The sequence below is a fragment of the Paenibacillus xanthanilyticus genome (genome assembly GCF_042682185.1).
GTDB lineage: Bacteria > Bacillota > Bacilli > Paenibacillales > Paenibacillaceae > Paenibacillus_Z > Paenibacillus_Z xanthanilyticus.
On the sequence record NZ_JBHUHA010000002.1, the window covers coordinates 3243693 to 3264013 of the forward strand.

At 58.4% G+C, this 20321-nt stretch carries 16 protein-coding genes; 9 read left to right on the top strand and 7 right to left on the bottom strand.

Going from position 1 to position 20321, the window contains the following annotated elements; translation table 11 throughout:
• Window positions 1-120 precede the first annotated feature (120 nt).
• Together ACFSKT_RS31735 and ACFSKT_RS31740 are read left to right on the top strand one after the other, a co-directional pair.
• Window positions 121-471: a DUF485 domain-containing protein gene (locus ACFSKT_RS31735; protein WP_377717135.1), complete on the top strand. Its 351-nt coding sequence runs from the start codon at window positions 121-123 to the stop codon at window positions 469-471.
• On the top strand, window positions 468-2003 hold the full coding sequence (locus tag ACFSKT_RS31740) for a solute symporter family protein (RefSeq protein WP_377717136.1): 1536 nt from the start codon (window positions 468-470) through the stop codon (window positions 2001-2003). The genes ACFSKT_RS31735 and ACFSKT_RS31740 overlap by 4 nt, the downstream gene beginning before the upstream one ends.
• Before the next feature lie 115 nt (window positions 2004-2118).
• On the opposite strand, the gene ACFSKT_RS31745 is transcribed toward ACFSKT_RS31740, so the two are convergent.
• The 5 genes from ACFSKT_RS31745 to ACFSKT_RS31765 all read right to left on the bottom strand — a co-directional run bounded on the left by ACFSKT_RS31745 (window position 2119) and on the right by ACFSKT_RS31765 (window position 7218).
• Window positions 2119-2415: a hypothetical protein gene (locus tag ACFSKT_RS31745; RefSeq protein WP_377717137.1), complete on the bottom strand. Its 297-nt coding sequence runs from the start codon at window positions 2413-2415 to the stop codon at window positions 2119-2121.
• A gap of 234 nt (window positions 2416-2649) precedes the next feature.
• A complete protein-coding gene (locus ACFSKT_RS31750) occupies window positions 2650-3525 on the bottom strand; it encodes a carbohydrate ABC transporter permease (protein WP_377717139.1) in 876 nt (291 codons plus the stop codon).
• A gap of 22 nt (window positions 3526-3547) precedes the next feature.
• Window positions 3548-4351, bottom strand: coding sequence for a carbohydrate ABC transporter permease (locus ACFSKT_RS31755; RefSeq protein WP_377717140.1), 804 nt, complete (start codon window positions 4349-4351; stop codon window positions 3548-3550).
• Window positions 4352-4524: 173 nt separating this feature from the next.
• Window positions 4525-5883: an ABC transporter substrate-binding protein gene (locus ACFSKT_RS31760; RefSeq protein ID WP_377717141.1), complete on the bottom strand. Its 1359-nt coding sequence runs from the start codon at window positions 5881-5883 to the stop codon at window positions 4525-4527.
• A gap of 249 nt (window positions 5884-6132) precedes the next feature.
• Window positions 6133-7218 carry a LysM peptidoglycan-binding domain-containing protein gene (locus tag ACFSKT_RS31765; protein WP_377717143.1) on the bottom strand — a complete coding sequence of 362 codons (1086 nt, stop codon included), beginning with the start codon at window positions 7216-7218 and terminating at the stop codon, window positions 6133-6135.
• 194 nt (window positions 7219-7412) lie between these two features.
• On the opposite strand from ACFSKT_RS31765, the gene ACFSKT_RS31770 reads away from it, so the two are divergent.
• Both ACFSKT_RS31770 and ACFSKT_RS31775 read left to right on the top strand, forming a co-directional pair.
• Window positions 7413-8342, top strand: coding sequence for a S8 family peptidase (locus tag ACFSKT_RS31770; RefSeq protein WP_377717173.1), 930 nt, complete (start codon window positions 7413-7415; stop codon window positions 8340-8342).
• Between the two features lie 92 nt (window positions 8343-8434).
• Window positions 8435-8677 carry a DUF6953 family protein gene (locus ACFSKT_RS31775; RefSeq protein WP_377717144.1) on the top strand — a complete coding sequence of 81 codons (243 nt, stop codon included), beginning with the start codon at window positions 8435-8437 and terminating at the stop codon, window positions 8675-8677.
• Window positions 8678-8762: 85 nt separating this feature from the next.
• On the opposite strand, the gene ACFSKT_RS31780 is transcribed toward ACFSKT_RS31775, so the two are convergent.
• A complete protein-coding gene (locus ACFSKT_RS31780; protein ID WP_377717145.1) occupies window positions 8763-9308 on the bottom strand; it encodes a chromate transporter in 546 nt (181 codons plus the stop codon).
• Window positions 9305-9922, bottom strand: a complete 618-nt coding sequence (locus ACFSKT_RS31785; protein ID WP_377717147.1) for a chromate transporter — start codon at window positions 9920-9922, stop codon at window positions 9305-9307. Before ACFSKT_RS31785 ends, ACFSKT_RS31780 begins: the two co-directional genes overlap by 4 nt.
• A gap of 412 nt (window positions 9923-10334) precedes the next feature.
• On the opposite strand from ACFSKT_RS31785, the gene ACFSKT_RS31790 reads away from it, so the two are divergent.
• The 5 genes from ACFSKT_RS31790 (at window position 10335) to ACFSKT_RS31810 (ending at window position 20293) form a co-directional block, all read left to right on the top strand.
• Window positions 10335-11345, top strand: coding sequence for an HD-GYP domain-containing protein (locus ACFSKT_RS31790; protein WP_377717148.1), 1011 nt, complete (start codon window positions 10335-10337; stop codon window positions 11343-11345).
• 237 nt (window positions 11346-11582) lie between these two features.
• A complete protein-coding gene (locus ACFSKT_RS31795; RefSeq protein WP_377490316.1) occupies window positions 11583-11786 on the top strand; it encodes a cold-shock protein in 204 nt (67 codons plus the stop codon).
• Between the two features lie 155 nt (window positions 11787-11941).
• Entirely contained in the window at window positions 11942-12160 is a 219-nt protein-coding gene (locus ACFSKT_RS31800; RefSeq protein WP_377717149.1) for a cold-shock protein, read from the top strand.
• Window positions 12161-12539: 379 nt separating this feature from the next.
• Window positions 12540-17945 (top strand): diguanylate cyclase, encoded by a 5406-nt coding sequence (locus ACFSKT_RS31805; protein WP_377717150.1) that lies wholly within the window; start codon window positions 12540-12542, stop codon window positions 17943-17945.
• A 590-nt stretch (window positions 17946-18535) separates the two neighbouring features.
• Window positions 18536-20293 (top strand): peptide-binding protein, encoded by a 1758-nt coding sequence (locus tag ACFSKT_RS31810; protein WP_377717152.1) that lies wholly within the window; start codon window positions 18536-18538, stop codon window positions 20291-20293.
• The last annotated feature ends 28 nt before the right edge of the window (window positions 20294-20321 follow it).

Genomic DNA, 20321 nt, shown 5'->3' on the forward strand with positions numbered 1-20321 from the left:
CGGTCGGTGAGACGCCGAATCCGACGTTTCGCACCGGGAATGATTCAGGCGCGGAGGACCGCTGTATAATATGGTAAAGCGCTTACATTATATGTGGTCAGGCGAGGTAGCGCGCACTATATGTATCGGAGGGATCAAAGCTTGAATAACAACCGTCCAACCTACGGCGAGGTCGTCCGCTCGGAGCTGTTTCGCGAGCTGATGGCCAAGAAGAAACGATTTATCATCCCGCTCACGCTGTTTTTTCTGGCCTTCTATTTCACGCTTCCGCTTCTGACCTCCTACTCCGACGTGCTGAACAATAAGGCGGTCGGCTCGATCTCCTGGGCATGGGTGTTCGCCTTCGCGCAGTTCATCATGACCTGGGCGCTCTGCTTCCTATATTCCCGCAAATCCGCCGAATTCGACGCGCTGTGCGAGCAGATCAAGCTGCGGTCGCAAGGTCAGGAGAAAGGACGTGGCAGCCGATGAGCACGGCCTTCCTGCTCTTCCTCGTTATCGTGCTCGGCACGCTGGTCATTACCTATTACGCATCCAAGAAGACGAAGACCGCCAGCGAATTCTACACGGCCGGCGGCGAGCTGACCGGCTGGCAGAACGGGCTGGCCATCGCGGGCGACTACATGTCCGCCGCCTCGTTCCTCGGCATCGCCGGGATGATCGCGCTGTTCGGCTTCGACGGATTCTTCTACAGCCTCGGCTTCCTCGTCGCCTACCTGGTCGTCCTCTACCTGGTTGCCGAACCGCTGCGCAACTTGGGCAAGTATACGATGGCGGACATGATCGCCGCCCGTTTCGATAACAAGAAGATCCGCGGCGTGGCCGCGCTCAACTCGATCGTCATCTCGATCTTCTACATGATCGCCCAGCTCGTCGGCGCGGGCGCCTTGATCTCGCTGCTCATCCCGAGCTTGGACTACACGACGTCGGTGCTCATCGTCGGCGTCCTGATGACCGTCTATGTCGTCTTCGGGGGCATGACCGCGACGAGCTGGGTGCAGATCATCAAGTGCGTGCTGCTCATCGCGGGCACGCTCATCATCTCGCTCATCGTCTTCGCCAAGTTCGATTTCAACATCGGGCATATGTTCCACGAGATGAGCACGGCCACGTCGCTGAAGGAGAATTTCCTGAACCCGGGCAATAAGTTTGCCAATGGGCTGGATACGCTCTCGCTCAACTTGGCGCTCGTGCTCGGCACGGCGGGCTTGCCGCATATTCTCATTCGCTTCTTCACCGTCAAAGACGCGCCGACCGCGCGCAAATCGGTCGTCGTGGCGACGTGGGTCATCGGCATCTTCTACGTGCTGACGCTCTTCCTCGGCTTCGGCGCGGCCGCCTTCGTCGGCGAAGCGGCGATTATCGAGGCGAATGCGGCGGGCAACATGGCGGCGCCGCTGCTCGCCAAGGCGCTAGGCGGAGAATTCCTTTTTGCCTTCATCTCGGCGGTGGCCTTCGCCACGATTCTAGCCGTCGTCGCGGGGCTCGTCCTCTCGGCCGCCTCGGCTTTCGCCCATGACTTCTACAGCCACATTCTGCGCAAAGGCCAGGCCAAGGAGAAGGAGCAGGTCCGCGCGGCCAAGCTGGCTTCCGTCGGCGTGGCGGTCATCTCCATCCTGCTGGCGCTGTTCGCGCAGAAGCTGAATGTCGCGTTCCTCGTCGCGCTGGCGTTCGCCGTCGCGGCGAGCGCGAACCTGCCGGTCATCGTCTTCACCGTCTTCTGGAAGCGATTCAACACCGCGGGCGCGGTCACGGGCATGCTCGTCGGACTCCTTAGCGCGCTCGTGTTGGTGGCCGTCAGTCCGAACGTATGGAACCCGGTCGAGGGCAAGGCGATATTCGTCGGGACGCCATGGATCACGCTGACCAACCCGGGCATCATCTCGATTCCGCTCGGCTTCCTCGGGGCGATCGTCGGCACGTTCTTCTCCTCCAAGCGGGACGACAAGCGTTTCGAACAGATCGTCGTGACTGCCCATACGGGCATTCGCGATTTGAATTAAGATCGAACACGCAGCCATTTACGCGCTTAACTACAGACAAGGCCGCCGGTCAACCGGCGGCCTTGTCACGTCCGATGCGCCTAACGAACCCGCGCCGCGAGCCATATCGGGTCGTTCATTTCTTCGCCAATCGTTCCACCGCTTGCGTCAACTCGTCGATTTGCCGCTGCATGCGGGCCAGCTTCTCCTCTTGCTCCCGCGCGGCGAGCCGCTCTTCCGCCTCGGCGGCCGCCTCCTCCTCGATGGCAAGCGCGGCCGCAAGCGTCCCGAGCGCATCGGCGAATGTCGAGATTGCCCCCGCGATCAAGGCGAGCTTCGCTGACGCGCTAGGCGTGCCCACGGGCGTTGAGGCGGGCGCGGCGGCAACGGCGGACGCGTCGACCTGGCGCGTCGTCGGCTTTCGTCTGCTCATGCATGCCGCCTCCTTAGGGACGGGGCTAACGCCGTCCAACATAGGCTTATTGCTAGTTAATGCCCAGGAGGGCCTATTGGTGAATGGCCAACGCCGCGCCTCCCCCCGACCGTCCCCTATTAAAAGGGCAGCCCCGCCGGTCTCTCGACCTGTGGGGCTGCCCTCGTGCACAATTGCGATGCAGGCCGCAGGCTGCTCTTCGCGGCCTGCGCGGTGAATGAACACGGTGTCGTCTTAGCCTTTAATTGCGCCTTCCGTCATGCCTTTCTCGATGAAGCGTTGAATGAACAGGTACACGATCAGGACCGGAATGACCGTCAGCGAGACGGCGGAAGCCATCAGACCGAAGTCGGTGCCGTACTGCGAGCTGATCTCGTTCAGCAGGGCGACGATCGGCCGCACGTTCTCTTTGTTGACGAAGATCAAGGCGGAGAACAAATCGTTGTACGACCACAGGAAGACGAAGATGCTGGCCGACGCGAAGACAGGTCTGGAAATCGGGAGGAATACCTTGGTGAACATCGAGAACCGGTTGCAGCCGTCGATGAAGGCCGCTTCCTCGAGATCCTTCGGGATCGTCGCCATGTAGGCCGCGATAACGAGAATCGCGAACGTCAGGTTACCGGCCGTCTGCGGGAGGATGAGTCCCCAATACGTGTTGACCAGCTTCCATTTGATCAGCAGCTCGTAGACCGGCACGACCGTCGCGAAGGCCGGAATGAGCAGCGTGGCCACGAGAATGGACTGCACGATCGTCTTGCCGCGGAAGTGGAAGCGGGCCATGATATAGGCGGCCAAGCCGCCCAGTACGAGCACGAGCGTCACGACGCTGAAGGACATGATCAAGCTGTTCACGTAGCTCTTGCCGATGTCGATCCGGTCGAACGCGTTCGTGTAATTGTCCCACACCGGCTTGAATGCGATGGCGAAGGAGTTATTCATAACGTCCCTGGACAGTTTAAACGAGTTGTTCACGATCCAGAAAAGCGGGTATATCGTCGTCAGTGACCAGAGAATCAAGCATGCGTAGGTGAATATGGAGCCAAAGGAAATGGATCTTCTGGCGGCCGGTTGTTCGTGCTTTAGCGTCCCTGCATGAGTTTGCTGCATGACCTTACACCCCTATAAGAGCTTAGTATGTGATATCTTCCTTTTTCAGCAGCCGGTTGGTGATCAAGGAGAGCACAACGCCGAAGACGACGATGTAGACCGCGATCGTGGAGCCATAGCCAAAGTTCAGGTCGACCATCGCTTTCTTGTACATATACGTGCCGAGTACTTCGGTGCCGTTCTGGCCGCGCGCCAAAATCCAGATGAAATCGAATACTTTGAGCGTCCCTGTAATGGCCAGGATCAGGACGACTTTAATATCGCTCAGGATGAGCGGAATCGTAATATGAATCGTTTTCTTGAAGCCGGTAATGCCTTCGAGCTTGGCCGCTTCGTAGAAGTCGGACGGGATTTTGGACATGGCCGTCAGGAACAGGACGAAGTAGAAGCCGACGTAGTGCCAGACGGTCGGGACGGCGATGGCCTTGAGGGAACCGGTCTCGCTCATCCATAGAATTTTCTCGATGCCGAGCTTCGCGAGGAAGCCGTTCAGCAGGCCGAACTGGTAGTTGTAGATCAGGACGAACAGCAGGGAGATCGCCGCGCCGGAGATGACGATCGGGAAGAAGAAGACGGTGCGGAAGAACCCTTTGCCCTTGCTGATGTTGTCGACCATGACGGCCAGGACGAGCGCGATGCCGACTTGAAAAATGATAACGTAGAGCATAATTTCGAGCGTATGGAGCGTCGCGGCGCCGAGCTGGCTGTCGGTAAACAGCCGCGTGTAGTTCTCAAAGCCGACGAACTTCTTGTCGAAGAAGCCGTTGGTCCGGAAGAAGCTGAGGTAAAGGCTTTTTAAGAACGGGTAGTACACGAAAGCGGACATCAACAGTGCCGCCGGAAGCAAAAACATAAAGATATATTTGCGATCGCCCTTCATTCCATCACCTTCGGTATTAGTTTGGCATGCGTGCTTAGAAACGACTCCGCCGCCCATGGAGCCAGAGGGGCGGCGGAATGCTTACCTATTGGTGCTGCGTGCTGCCTGATGCGATTCGATTATTGCTTGGAGGCTTCGATCTTTTGCGCTTCTTCCAGCGCCGCTTTCGGCGTTTTCTCGCCTTTCACGATCGGCTGGATGCCGGCGCGGATCGTCGTGAACGTCTCTGGATCGATTTGGCTGTCGACCGGCGCGTTGATGGACGTCGCTTCGGCCGCCATTTTGAAGCCGTCGAGCGTCGCTTGGCCAAGGCCTTCCGGTTGGACGTCGGCTGCCGGCGTACCGCCGTTCGCCTCGGAGACTTTCTTGATCGCATCCGGGGACGTCAGATGTTTCATCAGCGCGATGGCCATATCTTTCTTCTTCGCGTCGTCGAACGTTTTCTTCGACAGGTAGAAGCCCGTGCCGAAGCCGCCGACGATGTCTTTGCCCGTGCCTTTACCGCCTGGAACCGTCGGGAACGGAAGAACCGTCGTCTCGTTGCGCACGCTTTCTTCGAAGCCGCCAAGTGCCCACGAGCCTTCGATGATCATAGCCGCGAGACCTTGGGAATAGTAGTTCGCCGCCATGCCGAGGTCGATCGTAGCCGCGTCTTTCGGGAACGCGCCCAGGTCATACAGTTCTTTCAGCGCGCCAAGGCCCGTCTCCCAATCTGGGTTGACGCCGCCGGCCAGACCGGACTTCTGTCCTTCTGCGCCTGCGCCGGACAGAATCGCGTGCTCGATCAGGTAGTGAGATTGATCGAACGGACCGGAGAGCGGGATGATGCCTTTCGCCGAGAGCGTCTTCACCGCCGTCGTCAGCTTCGTCCAGTCGGTCGGAAGCTCGAGGCCGTTGTCGGCGAAAATCTTCTTGTTGACGAACAGGCCTTCGTAGAAGCCGGTCAGCGGAGCGGCGTAGATTTTGCCGTCCGGCTGGCGGACCGCTTCAAGCGCCGTCGGCAGGTAGCCGTTCTTCCAAGTCGCGTCCGCTTCGAGCAGTTCGTCGAGCGGCACGACTTTGCCGGCGTTCACGAAGCCTTCGGCGTCTTTGCCGACGAAGTAGAAGAGCAAATCCGGCTCGTTGCCGCTGTTCATGTCCGTGTTGACTTTCGTCCGGAAGCTGTCGTCGTTCGCGGACATCGTGTCGTTGTTAACCGTAACGTTCGGGTATTTCGCCGTAAATTCGTCGATGAGGGCTTGGAACGATTCGCGAGCGGCGTCCGTGCCGCCGAACGTCGAGAAGACGCGGAGCGAGACTGGCTCGGCTTCGGCCGGCTTTTCGGCTTCTTTCTCTGCGTTGTTCGCAGGCGCGTTGTTCGCCGGTGCGTTGGTACCGCTTTCAGCATTGCCGGAATTGCCATTGCTGCCGCCGCAAGCGGACAGCAGCATCATGCTGGCCATGGAGACGGCGAGTAACATTCTAGATCTTTTAGACACGTTGCAAATCCCCCTTAGATAATAGTGTAGCGACTACTATTCGTGGTGAAGCTTGCTGTACACCCCAATTGTATGGAACTCCCATATCCCTGATAAGGGGGAAAAATCTCTAACGGAAGGGATAAAAATCTAGCAAATACCAGGCGGGGGGATAATTCGATGTTAAGGGGGAGAAGTCCCTATGGGAGAGGGGGTCTTTTGCCTCATTCGAGGTGCGAAATCCTCCGCTCACTAGGGACTTATCCGAGATTAATGCTTCTCCCACCATTTCAGGTACGTGTAGGGATTCATCGCTTTCCAGCTTGCCGTCGCGGAATCGTAGAAGCCGAAGTGGAGATGGGGAACGAATTTGCCGCGCGTGCCGGCGGGGCCGTAGCCGGTCGAACCGACGTAGCCGATCAGCTGCGATTTCTTGACGATGCTGCCGTTCGTAATGCCGGCGGCGTAGGCCGAAAGATGCGCATAGTAGAACACGTGCTTTTTGTCGGGCGTTTGAATCGACAGCCGCCAGCCGCCGAGCGTGCTCCACCCTTTGCGTACGACCTTGCCGTCGTAGGCCGAGAAGATCGGCGTCGATTCCGGCGCTTCGATATCGTTGCCCTCGTGGACGCGGGCGCTCTGGTTCAGCGAGAAGCTTCGCGCGTCGCCGTAAGTATTGCCGAACGGCGTGTACGTGTCGTCTAGCAGCGGGAACTGCCCGTCGGCGAACAGCGCCGGCTGCGGGACGGATTGCTCGGGCGGAATGTAGAGCAGTTGGCCGAGCGCGAGCAGATTGCTCGTTAGCTTGTTCGCTTGTTTGATGGCGGCGACGGTCGTTTCGTACTTGGCGGCGATGCTATACAGCGTGTCGCCGGCCTGCACGACGTAGTTCGGATCCATCGTGAAGATATGCTCGCCCGGCACGATTAGATCGCTGGATAGACCGCTCCACGCCTTCAGATTTGCGACGGTGACCCCGTATTTTTTGGCGATTCCCGACAGCGTGTCGCCGGCTTGTACGATGTAATGACGTTCGGCATGATAGTCTCTGGCCAGCGGGTAGATGGCGTACACCGAGATCATCGCCAGATTCGTCTTGGGGTCTGTCCGGATCGGCGTATCCATCCTGACGGGGACGCCGTTCTTATAGGCAATGCTCGAGCCGGAGCGGAAGACGAGATGGACGCCCTCCCGGTTCACTTCGATCTGTTTGGTTGACGCGTTCCAGTTGACGCTCGCGTCCATCGTCCGGAATACGTTGCGCAGGCTGACGGTCGGCGAGGAAGCGGAGGCGACCGAAGCGCAGGCACCGCAGAGGACGGCCGCGATGCATAAGGCGGAAGCCGTTTTCTTCATAGTGTCACCTCTTGGCAGGTCTTTCGTCTTAATCTGCCAAAGTAGGCGGCCGATTATCCGGCAGTCGAATGAAGTCGCTCGAAGGGGGGGACGCCGAGCGTCTCTCGCGGATAGCCATCAAAGGCCCAAACGCCGTTCTAACAACTTCCATATATTGCGATATGCGAGTTTACTAGGAGGCGATGACGGTGAAAATGAGCTTGATTCCGTTCGATTTGGCATCGGTCGTGTCGACGGAAGCGGTCGCGGCGAGCGAGATCCCGCCGGGGGTCTTCCATATCCATGCCCCGGAAATTTGGACGCAGGGGTATCAAGGCGCGGGGGTCGTGATCGCCGTGCTGGATACGGGCTGCGATATTGCGCACCCCGATCTGGCCGGACAAGTAATCGCAGGCTGGAACTATACGCTGGAGGGCGGACCGAATGACCTGACGGATCTGAATGGGCACGGCACGCACGTGTGCGGCACGATCGCGGCGCTCTTGAACGGCAGGGGCGTCGCCGGCGCCGCGCCGCAGGCGAAGCTGCTCGTGATCAAAGTGCTGAACGGGGCAGGGGACGGGGAGTCGGCCCACCTGGTCAACGCGATCAACAGCGCTGTCGGCTGGCGCGGTCCGAACGGGGAACGGGTGCGCGTCATCTCGATGTCGCTTGGGGGCCCGTACAACGATCCCGCGCTGCAGGCGGCGATCATCAACGCGGTGAATAATTGCGGCGTGCTGGTCGTCTGCGCGTCGGGCAACGACGGCGACGGGAATGCTGCGACGTCCGAGATCGCTTACCCGGGCGCGTATCCGGAAGTCGTCGAGGTAGGCGCCTATGATATGAGCGCAGGCGCCGTGGCCGCATTCTCGAACACGAACGGCCAGATCGATCTCATCGCGCCGGGCGTGATGATTCTCTCCGCGTATCCGAGAGCGCAGTACGCGTACATGTCCGGCACGAGCATGGCGACGCCGCATGTCTCGGCCGCGGCGGCGTTGTTAATTCAGCGGCATGAGGCGCAGAGCGGCGCGGAGATCGGCGAACCGGCGCTCTTCGAGCTGCTGATCGGCCACACGGTCAGCATCGGCGCGCCGCCGCAGGCGCAGGGCAGCGGGGATTTGAATTTGGTCGCGCCCTAACGAGGTGCTCTCGATCGAGACGGTTTCTCTTGCGCGAAGGTGCTATAATAACAAATACGCGCCATGACATAAGCGGCAGGAGGGGATGCGAAATGCCGGAGACATCGACCGCGCAGGATGTGGCGGCCTGGATGGTGGAGACGATCCGTTTCCATGGAACGCTGGCCCAGAGCGACGCGATCGCGCAGGTGAAGGAGAAGTTCGGGGCGCAATTCGTCTTCGTGAACGAGAGCGGCAACGCCTCGCTCGCGAAGGAAGTGAAGATGGCGTTCCGCAAGCTGCACCGGGGACGAATCGCCTGGGACCGGGACGGTTTCTTTTGGGCTTGGACATAAGAATCCCGTCAACGGAACGCATAGGGAATCACAACGACGAAAAAAGCCGCTTCTCGCATGGAGAAGCGGCTTTTTTCGTCTAACGCTAGAACAGCACCCCGGACAACACGATAGCCCCGTACACGAACGCGAGGCAGATGACGATCGCCGGGTGGATCTTCTTCCGCTCCATCGCCCAATACGCAACGGCCGCAATGCCGAGCGATTGCCAGAGACCGGCCGATTCGATCGACGTGCGGCCCATCTGCCACGTCAGCAGCACCATCATGATCGCCACGACCGGCTGGACGAGCAGCGTCATGCCTTTGACGACGGGCGATTGACGATGCTTCTGCAGCAGGTTCAGCAGGATGATGAGCGCCACGGCCGAAGGGACGACCGTCGCGGCAAGCGCGAGCGCCATGCCGACGATCCCGATCTGGTCATAGCCGACGAACGCCGCGATCTTGGTTGCGATCGGGCCGGGTAGCGCGTTGCCGAGCGCCAGGATATTCGAGAACTCCTTATCCGTCGTCCAGTGGTAACGGTCGACGATCTCATGATACATCAGCGGAATCGAAGCCGGACCGCCCCCGTAGCCGAGGACGTTGGCGACGAAGAAGCCGATCACGATGCGCAGCCATTCCATCATGAGGCGTCACCGTCCGTTTCGCGTGCTTGCGTCCGCGCCGCCCGACGCTTCTTCCACCAGGCAAGGCCCTTGAAGTGAAAGGCGCCGTAAGCGAGGAAGAGTGCGATAACGATCGCATCCTGCACGTCAACCACCTGCAGCAGCACGAAGGCGATCAGGAAGAACGAGAAGCCGAGCGGCTTGCCGAGTCCTTTGACCGCCCGCTCCGCGAATTCGTAGGCCATGACCCCGAGCATAACCGAGATGACGGGGATGACCGCCGCGATCATCCCCTGCACGACCGCGGAGCCGCTCAATAATTCGACGGCCGACAGTAGGGCGATCATGGCGATCGCCGAAGGCATGATATGCGCAAGCACCGAGACCACGGCGCCTAATGTTCCTTTGCGGCGATAGCCGAGATACGCGGCCATCTTCGTCGCGATCGGCCCCGGAAGTGCGTTCGCCAGCGCAAGGATTTCCGCGAATTCATCGTCGCCCAGCCACCGGTAGCGAGTGACGACCTCGTACCGGATGAGCGGGATGACGGACGGTCCGCCCCCGTAGCCGAGCACGCCCGTCTTGAACATCGCCCAGGACAGCCGGGCATAGTCGCGCTCTTGCCTCTGTTCCATCCAAGCCGTCCCCTTTCGGGAAAGTTACCGGCCGCCTGCGGGACCGGGCCGGAGCTTCCCCATCTCATAATGGAATACTATACATGGCCGCGCGCCGGGATATCAATGCTGTTTCCGTTCACCTTGCGCCATTTTCACCAAACCGGAGCATCCAGCTGTGCATCGTGCACGAAGAGACACGGACATGCAAGCCATGCCAGGTCGCGCAGGGATTACCGGTAGCGGCTGGCCCGGGTTGGTTCATAATAAGTCTGACTTTCGGCAACTGCAGTAGAAGAAAAATCGTGAGGCCGGAGACGGAGAGCGATAAGCTGTCGAAGCCTTCCGTGGAGATGTTTAATTTAATTCGGACGTATGTGTGATCATAAGCAGAGAATGGACCACACTTATTTGCTAGGAGGGGAAATGCGTCATGGATGACCGAGATCTTGAGCCTTACATCGGCTATCGCTTGCGCGCCGACGTGTTCGCGGCGAGCGGGGCGCATATACTCTCCGCCGGCACGCGGCTGGAACGCCGCCATGTCCGTTTGCTGCAAGCGAACCGGGTGATCTTGCGCAGCCAAGACGTCACGGCGTTCAGTTATGAAGAGGAGGCTTCTATTAAGGAGGCCCTAACCGACATTCGTCATGTGTTCCAATCCGCGGCGACCGGAGGAAAGCTGCCCGTCGTCGATTACGTGAAAGACCGTATTTTGCCGAAGGTGCTGAGCCTGGCTTCCAGGTACACCCGGCTCATCGATCTGCTTCATTTGCTGCAAGACAAGGATGAGTATACGTACAAGCATACTTTCGCCGTAGGGATCATATCCTCTATTATAGGCAGGTGGCTGGGCGTCCGCGGACAGGAGTTGGTTCGGCTGACGATGGCCGCGTCCGTCCACGATATCGGCAAATCCGGCATCCCGAGCGAGGTGCTGCTCAAACCTGGGCGCTTGACGGAGGCGGAGTTCGACCTGATGAAACGTCACACCCGCCAAGGTTACGAGCTGCTGCTTGCCAGCGGATTTGACGAACGGACCGCGCTGGTGGCGCTGCAGCATCACGAGCGGGAGGACGGGACGGGCTATCCGAACGGTCTGCAGGCGGATCAAATCCACTTTTTCAGTAAAATTGTCGCGGTGGCCGACGTGTTCCATGCAATGACCTCCAACCGGGTGTACAAAAGCGCGATGCCATTCTACGAGGTGCTATCCCTCATGTGGGAGGGGAAGCTGGGGACATTCCACTCGCATATCCTCTACGTATTCATTAAGCAAATCATGGAATTGAATATTGGAAAATCGGTTGTATTAAATGATGGGGTTCCGGGTAATATTATTTATGTCAGTTCAAGCGCTCCTTTAAAACCTCTTGTGAACCGGCAAGGCAAGATCGTGGATCTCAGCCGGGAGCAACACATAACGATCAGGGAATGGGTGTAATCGCGGTACGTTCGGACACGAGTCGTCAGCGAAATTCTTGTCGCCGAAAAGGCCAAAAGAATTGCTAAATGACTATGAATGTGCTACGATAAACGTAATCGAAATTTTGACCTGATTCACATATTGTAGAGGGTTATTATTTTGTGTCACATAATAACCTTGTCCAATATGTGAATTTTATTTTTCTCCAAAAAATAGAAGGTCATGTATACATTTAACAAGCGGAGGTAATGAACAATGTCCCAACAAGGTACAGTAAAATGGTTTAACGCAGAGAAAGGTTTCGGCTTCATCGAAGTTGAAGGCGGCAACGATGTATTCGTTCACTTCAGCGCGATCCAAGGCGAAGGCTTCAAAACCCTCGACGAAGGCCAACGCGTTGAGTTCAACGTGGTACAAGGCAACCGTGGTCCACAAGCTGAAAACGTTGTAAAACTGTAAGAATTCGATTCTTGCACGCACAACAACCGAACACTGCCCTTAACTTAAGTTGAGGGCAGTTTCTTTTTCGGCTTTTGAAGGAAGATTGGCCCTGTTTAGAGAGGATTAGCCAGCTGGCTGGCTTTGCCCAGATTTGTCCAAGGAGGGGTTCGACGATGTATTATTCGCGGAAAAGACCTGTTGAAGAAGTGCCGGTGCAGGATACGGCGGTGTGGACGTGTTCGAATGACGATTGCAACGGCTGGATGCGGGACGACTTCGCGTTCGCAGAACAGCCATGCTGTCCGCAGTGCCAATCGGCCATGATTAGCGCCGTAAAAAGTCTTCCGGTTCTCGTCAACACGAGCCCCGGGAAAAAATCGACCACCATTTAGGACTACCCCATAAGCTGCACGTACATAATAGAATCAACGCTTCCAAGTGGGGGCTCAACCTGGGCGAATAAATCGGTTGAGCTCTTTTTTGTTGTTGATTTGCGGTTTAGTTCCCTTTAATTGGATGGGAGCGGAGAGCGGTTTCATTTTTCGTGCAGCGCGTGAAGTGATATAATGGCAGTAACTTACGGTCGAACCTTTCGCACCCCGCTCACCGCGCGGGGCGTTTTTCATTGAAATCCAACCATGCATAGGTTTCATGCCTATAAATCAGCTTGTATTTCTCCGGAATGAAACTTGCTGCGCCGCCAATGACGGCGACAGGCGTTTCACCTTGCGATGAAGGAAGAGAGCGGCACGACGAATGAGGTGAGTCCGGATGCATCGAATAAATGACCAATATGAGATTGTCCAGCAGGTGAAGGGAGATCCATCCGGGACGCTGTATACGGCACGGGATTTGTTGCAGGCCGGGCGTGTCGTCTATCTGCGCGTCATGCCGCGGTCCGATTCCGGGGAAGAGACGGGGACGATGCTGTATGAGGAGATGGTGACGCTTCGCTCGCTGTCGTACCCCGCGATCCCGGAAGTTTATCAGTTCGGGCTGGTCGAGACAATAGACGGCGGTCAGTCGGCGGAGCCGACGCTTTACTGCGCCTATGAATACGTGAGCGGCGTGCCGCTGCTCGAGGCGGCGCGTCATTGCGACCGGAGCCGTATCATCGACTGGTTCGTTCAGGTTTGTCATGCCGTAACGTACTTGCATGACCGGGGCTTGGTTCACCGGCACGTGAACGGCGAGCACATCCTCGTGCAGGGGGAGGGGCCGGAAGCCGGCATCAAATTTCGGCGTCTCGTCATATCGGCGGCGCACGAACGTCTGCTGCATCCCAAATGGGGCGTGGGCACCCCGTACAAGTCGCCGGAATGGTACGCGAATCGGGAAGAGACCGCCAAGAGTGACCAATTCGCGCTGGGGGTGCTGCTCTTCAAGCTGCTCGGCGGCGACGAAGAGGGCGCGAAGATCGCGCGCCCGCTCGAGAGGGCGCAGCGTGCCTGTGCGGAAGGTGGCGCGGGAGCGGATCGGCAGCTGGGCGAATTGCTGCGAATCGTGGAGAAGCTGACCCAGGACGATCCGGAAGAACGCTACGAGCACCTCTATGAGATCGTCCATGCCGTGAACGACATTATGGGGACGGCGTATCCGCTGGTACGAACGGAGTTTACCGAGCGGATGGTGGCCGATTTCCCGATTATCGGCCGGTCCGATGCGGAGCAACGGTTGTTTCGCCAGTTCGATCGCGCGTGGCGCGCGGAATCGACGAAGCGGATCGCGCTGGTGACGGGGGAGACGGGAATCGGGAAGAGCCGGATGCTGGACGAGCTGGCCGTTCGGGCCGTGTTCGGACGGATCGGCGTCTACGCGGGCAAATCCGCTCCTCAAGGCGCGGTCCCCTTCTCGGCCCTCATTCCGATCGTCAAGAAGCTGATCGCGCGGGCCTCGGCCGGTCAACTGGAACAATACGGCCCCGAGCTCGTCAAGCTGGCGGCGGACGAACCTCGGCTGCGCGACATTCAGCCCACCGCGGCGCTGTCGGAAGACAAGGAACGCCTGCGGCTGCGCATCCGGCTCGCGCAATTTGTTCGGGACGTGCTTGGAGGCAAGCCGGTGCTCTTCCTCGTCGACGATGCGCACCGGCTGGACGCGGGCGCGTTGGAGTGGCTGGATTACATCTTCAGAGAGTTGGCGGATTTGCCGCTCTGTCTGGTGTTGGCCTACAACGAGCACGAGACGGAAGAAGCGGTCAGGCCTTTCCTGAGACGATGGCGGGAGTTGGGCTGGACCGAGGATTACCCGCTCGGCCGGTTCACGGAAGCGCAGACCGGTCAGATGGTCAAGTCGCTGCTCGGTATGAACCGGGTACCGACTCAGTTCTCCAAGCGGATTCATGAAGAGAGCCAGGGCAACCCGGGATTTATCACCCACATTTTGCTTGCCCTTAGGATGGAGAAGAAGCTGTACGTCAGCGAGCGCGGCAGATGGTCGACCGAGTTCGATGCGCGCGGGGATTACGCCGTGCTGCCGCTCCCGGTCAGCATCGAGGATGCGATCGCCAAGCAGCTGGATTCGCTCAGCGGCGCCGCGTATAAGGTGCTCGAGCTGATGGCGGTTTGTCAGGGGGAATTGCCGGCCGCGGCATTAGAGCGGTTGACGATGCATTCGGGCACCGCCGAGGCGCTGGAGGAACTCATGAGCGAGCAGCTGCTGGAGATGCACGAAGGGGAATTCGGCGGCTGCGGCTTCCAGTCCAATATCGTCAAGATCGCGATCTATAACCGGATTGGAGCGGATCGGCGCGCAGAGCTCCACCGCCGTCTGGCCGACGAACTGGGACGCGAATGCTATCAAGTCAGCAACGCGATCCAGCTTGAACGCATTCATCATTTGATCCAGCTCGGAGAGCATGCCGGGGCGCTTGCGCTAATCCTGAAGGCTGTTCATCGCTTCATGAACTACTCGATGCGGGAACAGGCGCTGCAATACTTACGGACGGCGCTCTGGCTGTCGGACGAGCTTGGCGATTCCCAGGCGCGGCTTCGCGTGCACGTGCTCATGGGCGAGGTCTACTCGGGGCAAGGCAATCACGAGCAGGCGTTGGCCTTATTCGAGGCCGCGCTGACTCAGGCGGGGGAACTAGCCGACCATGCGCTGGAAGTCGACGTGAAGTGTCAGCTCGCGGAGCTCCATATCCGCAAGAACGAGCGGCTGCAAGCGGAAGCGATGCTGAACGGGGCGATCGAGCAGTCGCGGGCGATGGGCTATAAGAAGGGCTTACTTGAAGCGACCGCATCGTTCAGCCGGATCGCGGATTACAAGCAGTACGGGGAGCAGCTGGCCCAGGTAGAGGCGGTGCTGACCCCGGAGGACGAGGCCGACTATCCGGATCAGATGGCCAAGCTGTACAAGGCCAAGGGTATTTATTTGCTCACCTTAGCCAAGCATCTCGAGGCGGAGGACGCGTTCCGGATCAGCATGGAGCTAAGCCGGCGGGCCGGACGGATGGAAGACATGTCGAATACGCTGACGAGCCTGGGCGTGATCCAGGTGCTCCATTACGACAACCTGGAGGCGGGCCGCAATTATTTCGAGCAGGCCTTGTGGGCGGCGTTGAAATCCGGTTCTCCGCATGCGGTCACCCATTACTGCAACCTATTGGAGATCAGCGTGACGGTCGATCAATACGCAGAGGCGCTCGACTACTTCAAGCGGGCGGAGTCGCTTGCGATCGAATACGATTTCACGCTGCGCATACTGGGACTGGCGATAAGCGGGATCCATTTATATACGCAGCTGAGCGATTATCAGAAGGCGTACAAGTATTTGCTGCAAGCGGAAGAGCTGCTGAAGGAGCAAGGGCCTGATTCGTATTGGGTCATGCCGGAATACCATCAACGGGCGGCTTTCTTCTATTATCGGATGGGGATGTTCGAGAAGGCGCTCTGGCATGCGGAGGAGGGCATCCGGCACAGCCAAGACTACCACGATGCGGAGCGGACGCATTGCAAAGGTACGTGCTTGCTCGCCGGATTTCAGCTGGCCAAACAGGTGGACCACGATGAACTGCGGGAGGTGCTGGAGGAGGTTCGCCGGACGAAGCATGTCCGCACCTTCCGCCAGCTGCTGCACGAGTGCGCCAAGCTGCTGCTGCTTGAAGGGGCGGGCGCGGAAGCGCGGCCGCTGCTTGCGGAGAGCGCGGCGCTTGCATCTCGCGCCGATTCGGAGCGGCTGGCGGTGGAGCTGCTGTGGCTGGAAGGCTGCGACGAAGGCGGGGACATCGGCCTCGCGAAGCTCCGCGAAGCGCTTGCGCGCAGCGAAGCCGGGTATGCCGAATATCTCGTGTGGAAAGCCCACACGGCGCTCGGCGTTATTTTTGCGGACAGGGGCGAGATCGAACAGGCGCGCGACAGCTACCTGCTGGCGTTGGATGCGCTGTATGCGCTGTCGCAGCGGGTGCCCGAGCCGTTCAAGGCGTCATATCTGCAGTCGGGCGGCCGCGACCGGCTGCCGGAGGGGATTCGGCAATTGGCCTGCCGAGCGTCGGATGAAGTGAACGTGGGCGAAGCACGAGGCGCGAAGGGCGACGCGAGCTTCGGTGAGGGTGGCTTTCGGGAGTTGGCGGACGAGCTGAAGAACATTATCGGAGAGGGCGAGGCGGTGCAAAGCGAGCGGGATGCCGCTTGGATCGGCGCCGCGCTGGCCGGTCAGACCGGCCAGTATGAACGCAACTTACAGCTGCTCGCCGAGACGGCCGGCAAACTGACGCGGGCGGACCGCTTCTGCTTTGTAATTCCGGGCGAAGAGGAGCGGCGATACCAAGTCGTCGGCACGTCACCGGAGCCGGGCGTACAGGATTACGTGCTCGGCTTTGCCAAATCGAACCATGGCGGATTTTATGTCTCCGAGCTGCTGGGCGAAACGCGCGGCTGCGCGGAAGTACGGCTTCCGCCCGGCGCGCGGGCCGTCATGTGCCTGCCGATCTACGCCGGTGCTTCTTCGGCGGGAGAGCATCCCGCGCTGCCCCGACGAGACGCGGGACGTGAGGAGGAGCCGGCCGGGTATTTATATCTAGAGGCGAGGACGCCATTGCACCGTTTTGACGAGACCACTATGGAGCGGTGCGGCTGGCTGGCTCAGACCGGGTTGTTGTCCATCGATAATTACCGGCTGCAAATCCTGTCGGCTATCGACAAGCTTACGGGGGCGTTGACCCGCAAATATTTCGAAACCATTCATGGCGAGATCATCGCCGCCAGCCTGCGGCGGAGCGGGAAATACGCGGTGATGTTTTCGGATATCGACCGCTTCAAGAACGTGAACGATAGCTATGGACATAAACGGGGAGACGAAATTTTGCGCGAGGTCGGACGCTTATTCCGGGAAGGGCTGCGGGATGGCGACCTATGCTGCCGTTACGGTGGGGAAGAGTTTATTTTCCTGCTGCCGGACGCCGATCACGAACAAGCGCAAGCCATGGCGGAGCGTCTTCGCAGCCGCGTGGAGGATGCCAAGCTGCTCGGGCAATCGACGCCGCTGACCGTGAGCCTGGGCGTGGCGGCATGCCCCGGGCAAGGCGGGCAGTGGGAGGAGCTCAAGGAACGGGCGGACCAGGCGTTGTATCATGCCAAGGAGACCGGCCGCAACCGGGTCAGCGTGTGGGAGGCCGCCATGGGAAAGACCGCCAAGCGCATCGACAAGCTGGCGGGGATCGTGGCGGGCAGTCTCGTACAGGATCAGCGCAACGTGCTGGTGCTCGTCGAGCTGCTCCAGCTGTTGAACGAGGGCAAGAGCGAGGAAGAGACGCTCTACCTGATGCTCGGACGCGTCATGGAGATTTTGGAGGCGGCGGAAGGATTCGTCCTGGCGACGGAAGAGGTGCGCTCCGAAGAGAGACCGGTGGAAGGACGCATATATGCCCGAAAGCGGTACGAGGACGGTTGGGCGGGGCGGCCTTCCTTTAATGCCCAACTGGTGGAGCAAGTCATTCAGGCCAAGTCCGGCGCGTACTTGATCGATTGGGATCACTCCGAAGACCTGAGGTTCGGAGAGCCGGTTTGGCATTCTGTTATGCTTGTCCCGTTAATCCGACGCGGCCGGGTGAAAGGCGTTGTTCAGCTTTCGTCGCCGATCGGCAAGAAGGAATACGGTTACAATGATTTTAATTACTTACACAAACTAGCAGAATTGTTCGCGGCAGTCCTCGGCGGCGATAACCGCCAAGCGTGACCAATACCTGACGCGGCCGATGACGGCGAACGAAATTGCGGCGAAGACGCTCTCTTGGGAGAGCGTCTTTTTGTTTGGTTCGGCTGAGAATGAATAGGCAAGGTTCAAGGAGGCAGTGATTGGGTAAAGATATCCGCTGACCTCTCGAATACACCGGAAACCTCTATTTTCAATGATGTAAACGCATTCAAAAGGGCTGAATGGATGTTTCGGATTTTTCGAGGACAACTTGCATAAAGAGAAGGGCTTGAATCATATTTTGAGATAAAAGTATATTCTTCCTTCGCAAACCATTTGGAATGTTCGGATTTTACTGAAAAGTTAAACGGTAAAACGTTAATATAATTAACGTTGTCGTTTAAAAATAACATTTTTTATTGGGGATATTGTAAAATATTCACTTACTAATTATAATTTTTATTGTATTATTCATAAATATAATGAATCTCGGAGGTGCAAGGGGTTTAATGTGTTAGATATACTTACATAACACAGACATGAGGTAAGCATCTAACACCTGTCGTTGCGGACAATTATCGACAAAGTTTTCATTCTATTCAAATTAGTCAGATAACAGAAGGAGTGGACTCATGAAAAAACCGAACAAATTGATGCTTTGCCTCTCGATTATGGCGCTTGCGGGTTCTGTATTGGCTGGCTGCAGCGGCAACAACGGGGGCGGCAACAACGCGCCGGCCGATAATGCAGGCAACAACAAGGCGGCGAACGCGCCGGCGAACAATGCGCCGGCCGAAGAACCGGCAACCCCTGATGCGAATACGCCCGTGGACGGCGGCGAGCTCGTCGTAAGCTCCTTCTCCGATATCGTATCCATCAATCCGATCTATGTAGGCGACACGGCATCCGGCGATATCGACTACTTGGTCAACGCCAGACTGCTCGATCTGGATCGCGCGGGCAACGTGGTCGCCGAGGAATGGTCGCTCGCCGCGGAGCTGCCGCAGGTAAGCGAAGACGGACTCACTTATACGATCAAGCTGAAGCCGGAAGCGAAGTGGGGCGACGGCCAGCCGCTGACGGCCGACGATATCGTCTACACGTTCGATACGATCCGCAATCCGGAAGCCGCTTCCCCGGCGATCAGCAACTTCGACAAGATCGAATCGATCACGAAGGTGGACGCGCAGACGGTCACGATCAAGCTGAAACAGGTGTACTCGCCGTTCCTGTACTCGCTGACGACCTCGATCGTGCCGGCGCACGTGCTGAAAGACGTGCCGGTCAAGGAACTGGCGAAGCATCCGTACGGCTCTGATCCGGCGAAGACGGTCACGAGCGGTCCTTGGAACTGGACGGAATGGAAGAACGGCCAGTACCTGACGATGGAAGCGAACCCGAACTATTGGGGGCCGAAGCCGCACATTCAGAAGATTACGTACAAAATTTACGCGGATCAGAATACGGAAGTCCAAGCGCTCATCAAAGGCGATGTGGATATGACCTCCGCGATTCCGCTGCCGCTGCTGGATACCGTGAAGGCGAATGAGAACATCAACGTCATTCTCGCGCCGGGGCCGCAGTATGAATACTTGGGCTTCAACTTCAAGGACGACAATTTCCCGGGCAAAGTATCGCCGTTCAAAGGTATGAAGACCCGTCAAGCGATCGCCACCGCGCTGAACCGCCAAGGCATGGTCGACAACATCCTCAAAGGCACGGGCACGCCGCTGAACGCGCCATTCCTGCCGGGCTCGTGGTCGGATCCGGGCGACAAGGCGACGGCGTATGCGTACGACGTCGAGAAGGCGAAAGCGCTCTTGGCCGAAGACGGCTGGGTTGCGGGCAAAGACGGCATCCTCGAGAAGGATGGCCAGCGCTTCTCCTTCGAACTGCAGTACAACGCGGGCAACAGCCGGCGTGAGCAAGTGGCGGCCGTTATTCAGCAGAACCTGGCGGATGTCGGTATCGAAGTGAAGCCGAAAGGCATCGACTTCGCGGCCTGGATCGACCAGAACGTCACGCCGGGCAAATACGAAGCGATTCTCCTGTCCTGGTCGCTCTCCAATCCGGATCCGGCCAGCAACGAGAGCATCTTCTCGTCCAAGTACTTCCCGCCGACGGGACAGAACACGGGCTGGTACAAGAACGAGAAGATCGATCAGCTGTGGATCGACGGCACGTTGACGGCCGACCAGAACAAGCGTAAGGAAATTTACGGCGAAGTCGGCAAAGAAATCTCCACGGACCTGCCGTACGTCTTCCTGTACCAATACGGTCTGCCTGAAGCGCAGAACAAAAAGATCAAATACGCCGAGGAAGATAAGCCGGAGTCGACGCTTGGCTACGGATACTTCTTCCACGTGAACAAATGGTGGGTCGCGCCATAACGCAAGCCATATTTCCATCAGCATGATT

Coding starts and splice junctions, on each gene's coding strand:
- ACFSKT_RS31790 (WP_377717148.1), top strand. CDS start 10,335: ATGGATGACCGAGATCTTGAGCCTTACATCGGCTATCGCTTGCGCGCC.
- ACFSKT_RS31800 (WP_377717149.1), top strand. CDS start 11,942: ATGTATTATTCGCGGAAAAGACCTGTTGAAGAAGTGCCGGTGCAGGAT.
- ACFSKT_RS31785 (WP_377717147.1), bottom strand. CDS start 9,922: ATGGAACAGAGGCAAGAGCGCGACTATGCCCGGCTGTCCTGGGCGATG.
- ACFSKT_RS31775 (WP_377717144.1), top strand. CDS start 8,435: ATGCCGGAGACATCGACCGCGCAGGATGTGGCGGCCTGGATGGTGGAG.
- ACFSKT_RS31740 (WP_377717136.1), top strand. CDS start 468: ATGAGCACGGCCTTCCTGCTCTTCCTCGTTATCGTGCTCGGCACGCTG.
- ACFSKT_RS31735 (WP_377717135.1), top strand. CDS start 121: ATGTATCGGAGGGATCAAAGCTTGAATAACAACCGTCCAACCTACGGC.
- ACFSKT_RS31765 (WP_377717143.1), bottom strand. CDS start 7,218: ATGAAGAAAACGGCTTCCGCCTTATGCATCGCGGCCGTCCTCTGCGGT.
- ACFSKT_RS31805 (WP_377717150.1), top strand. CDS start 12,540: ATGCATCGAATAAATGACCAATATGAGATTGTCCAGCAGGTGAAGGGA.
- ACFSKT_RS31750 (WP_377717139.1), bottom strand. CDS start 3,525: ATGCAGCAAACTCATGCAGGGACGCTAAAGCACGAACAACCGGCCGCC.
- ACFSKT_RS31755 (WP_377717140.1), bottom strand. CDS start 4,351: ATGTCCGCTTTCGTGTACTACCCGTTCTTAAAAAGCCTTTACCTCAGC.
- ACFSKT_RS31745 (WP_377717137.1), bottom strand. CDS start 2,415: ATGAGCAGACGAAAGCCGACGACGCGCCAGGTCGACGCGTCCGCCGTT.
- ACFSKT_RS31810 (WP_377717152.1), top strand. CDS start 18,536: ATGAAAAAACCGAACAAATTGATGCTTTGCCTCTCGATTATGGCGCTT.
- ACFSKT_RS31780 (WP_377717145.1), bottom strand. CDS start 9,308: ATGATGGAATGGCTGCGCATCGTGATCGGCTTCTTCGTCGCCAACGTC.
- ACFSKT_RS31770 (WP_377717173.1), top strand. CDS start 7,413: ATGAGCTTGATTCCGTTCGATTTGGCATCGGTCGTGTCGACGGAAGCG.
- ACFSKT_RS31795 (WP_377490316.1), top strand. CDS start 11,583: ATGTCCCAACAAGGTACAGTAAAATGGTTTAACGCAGAGAAAGGTTTC.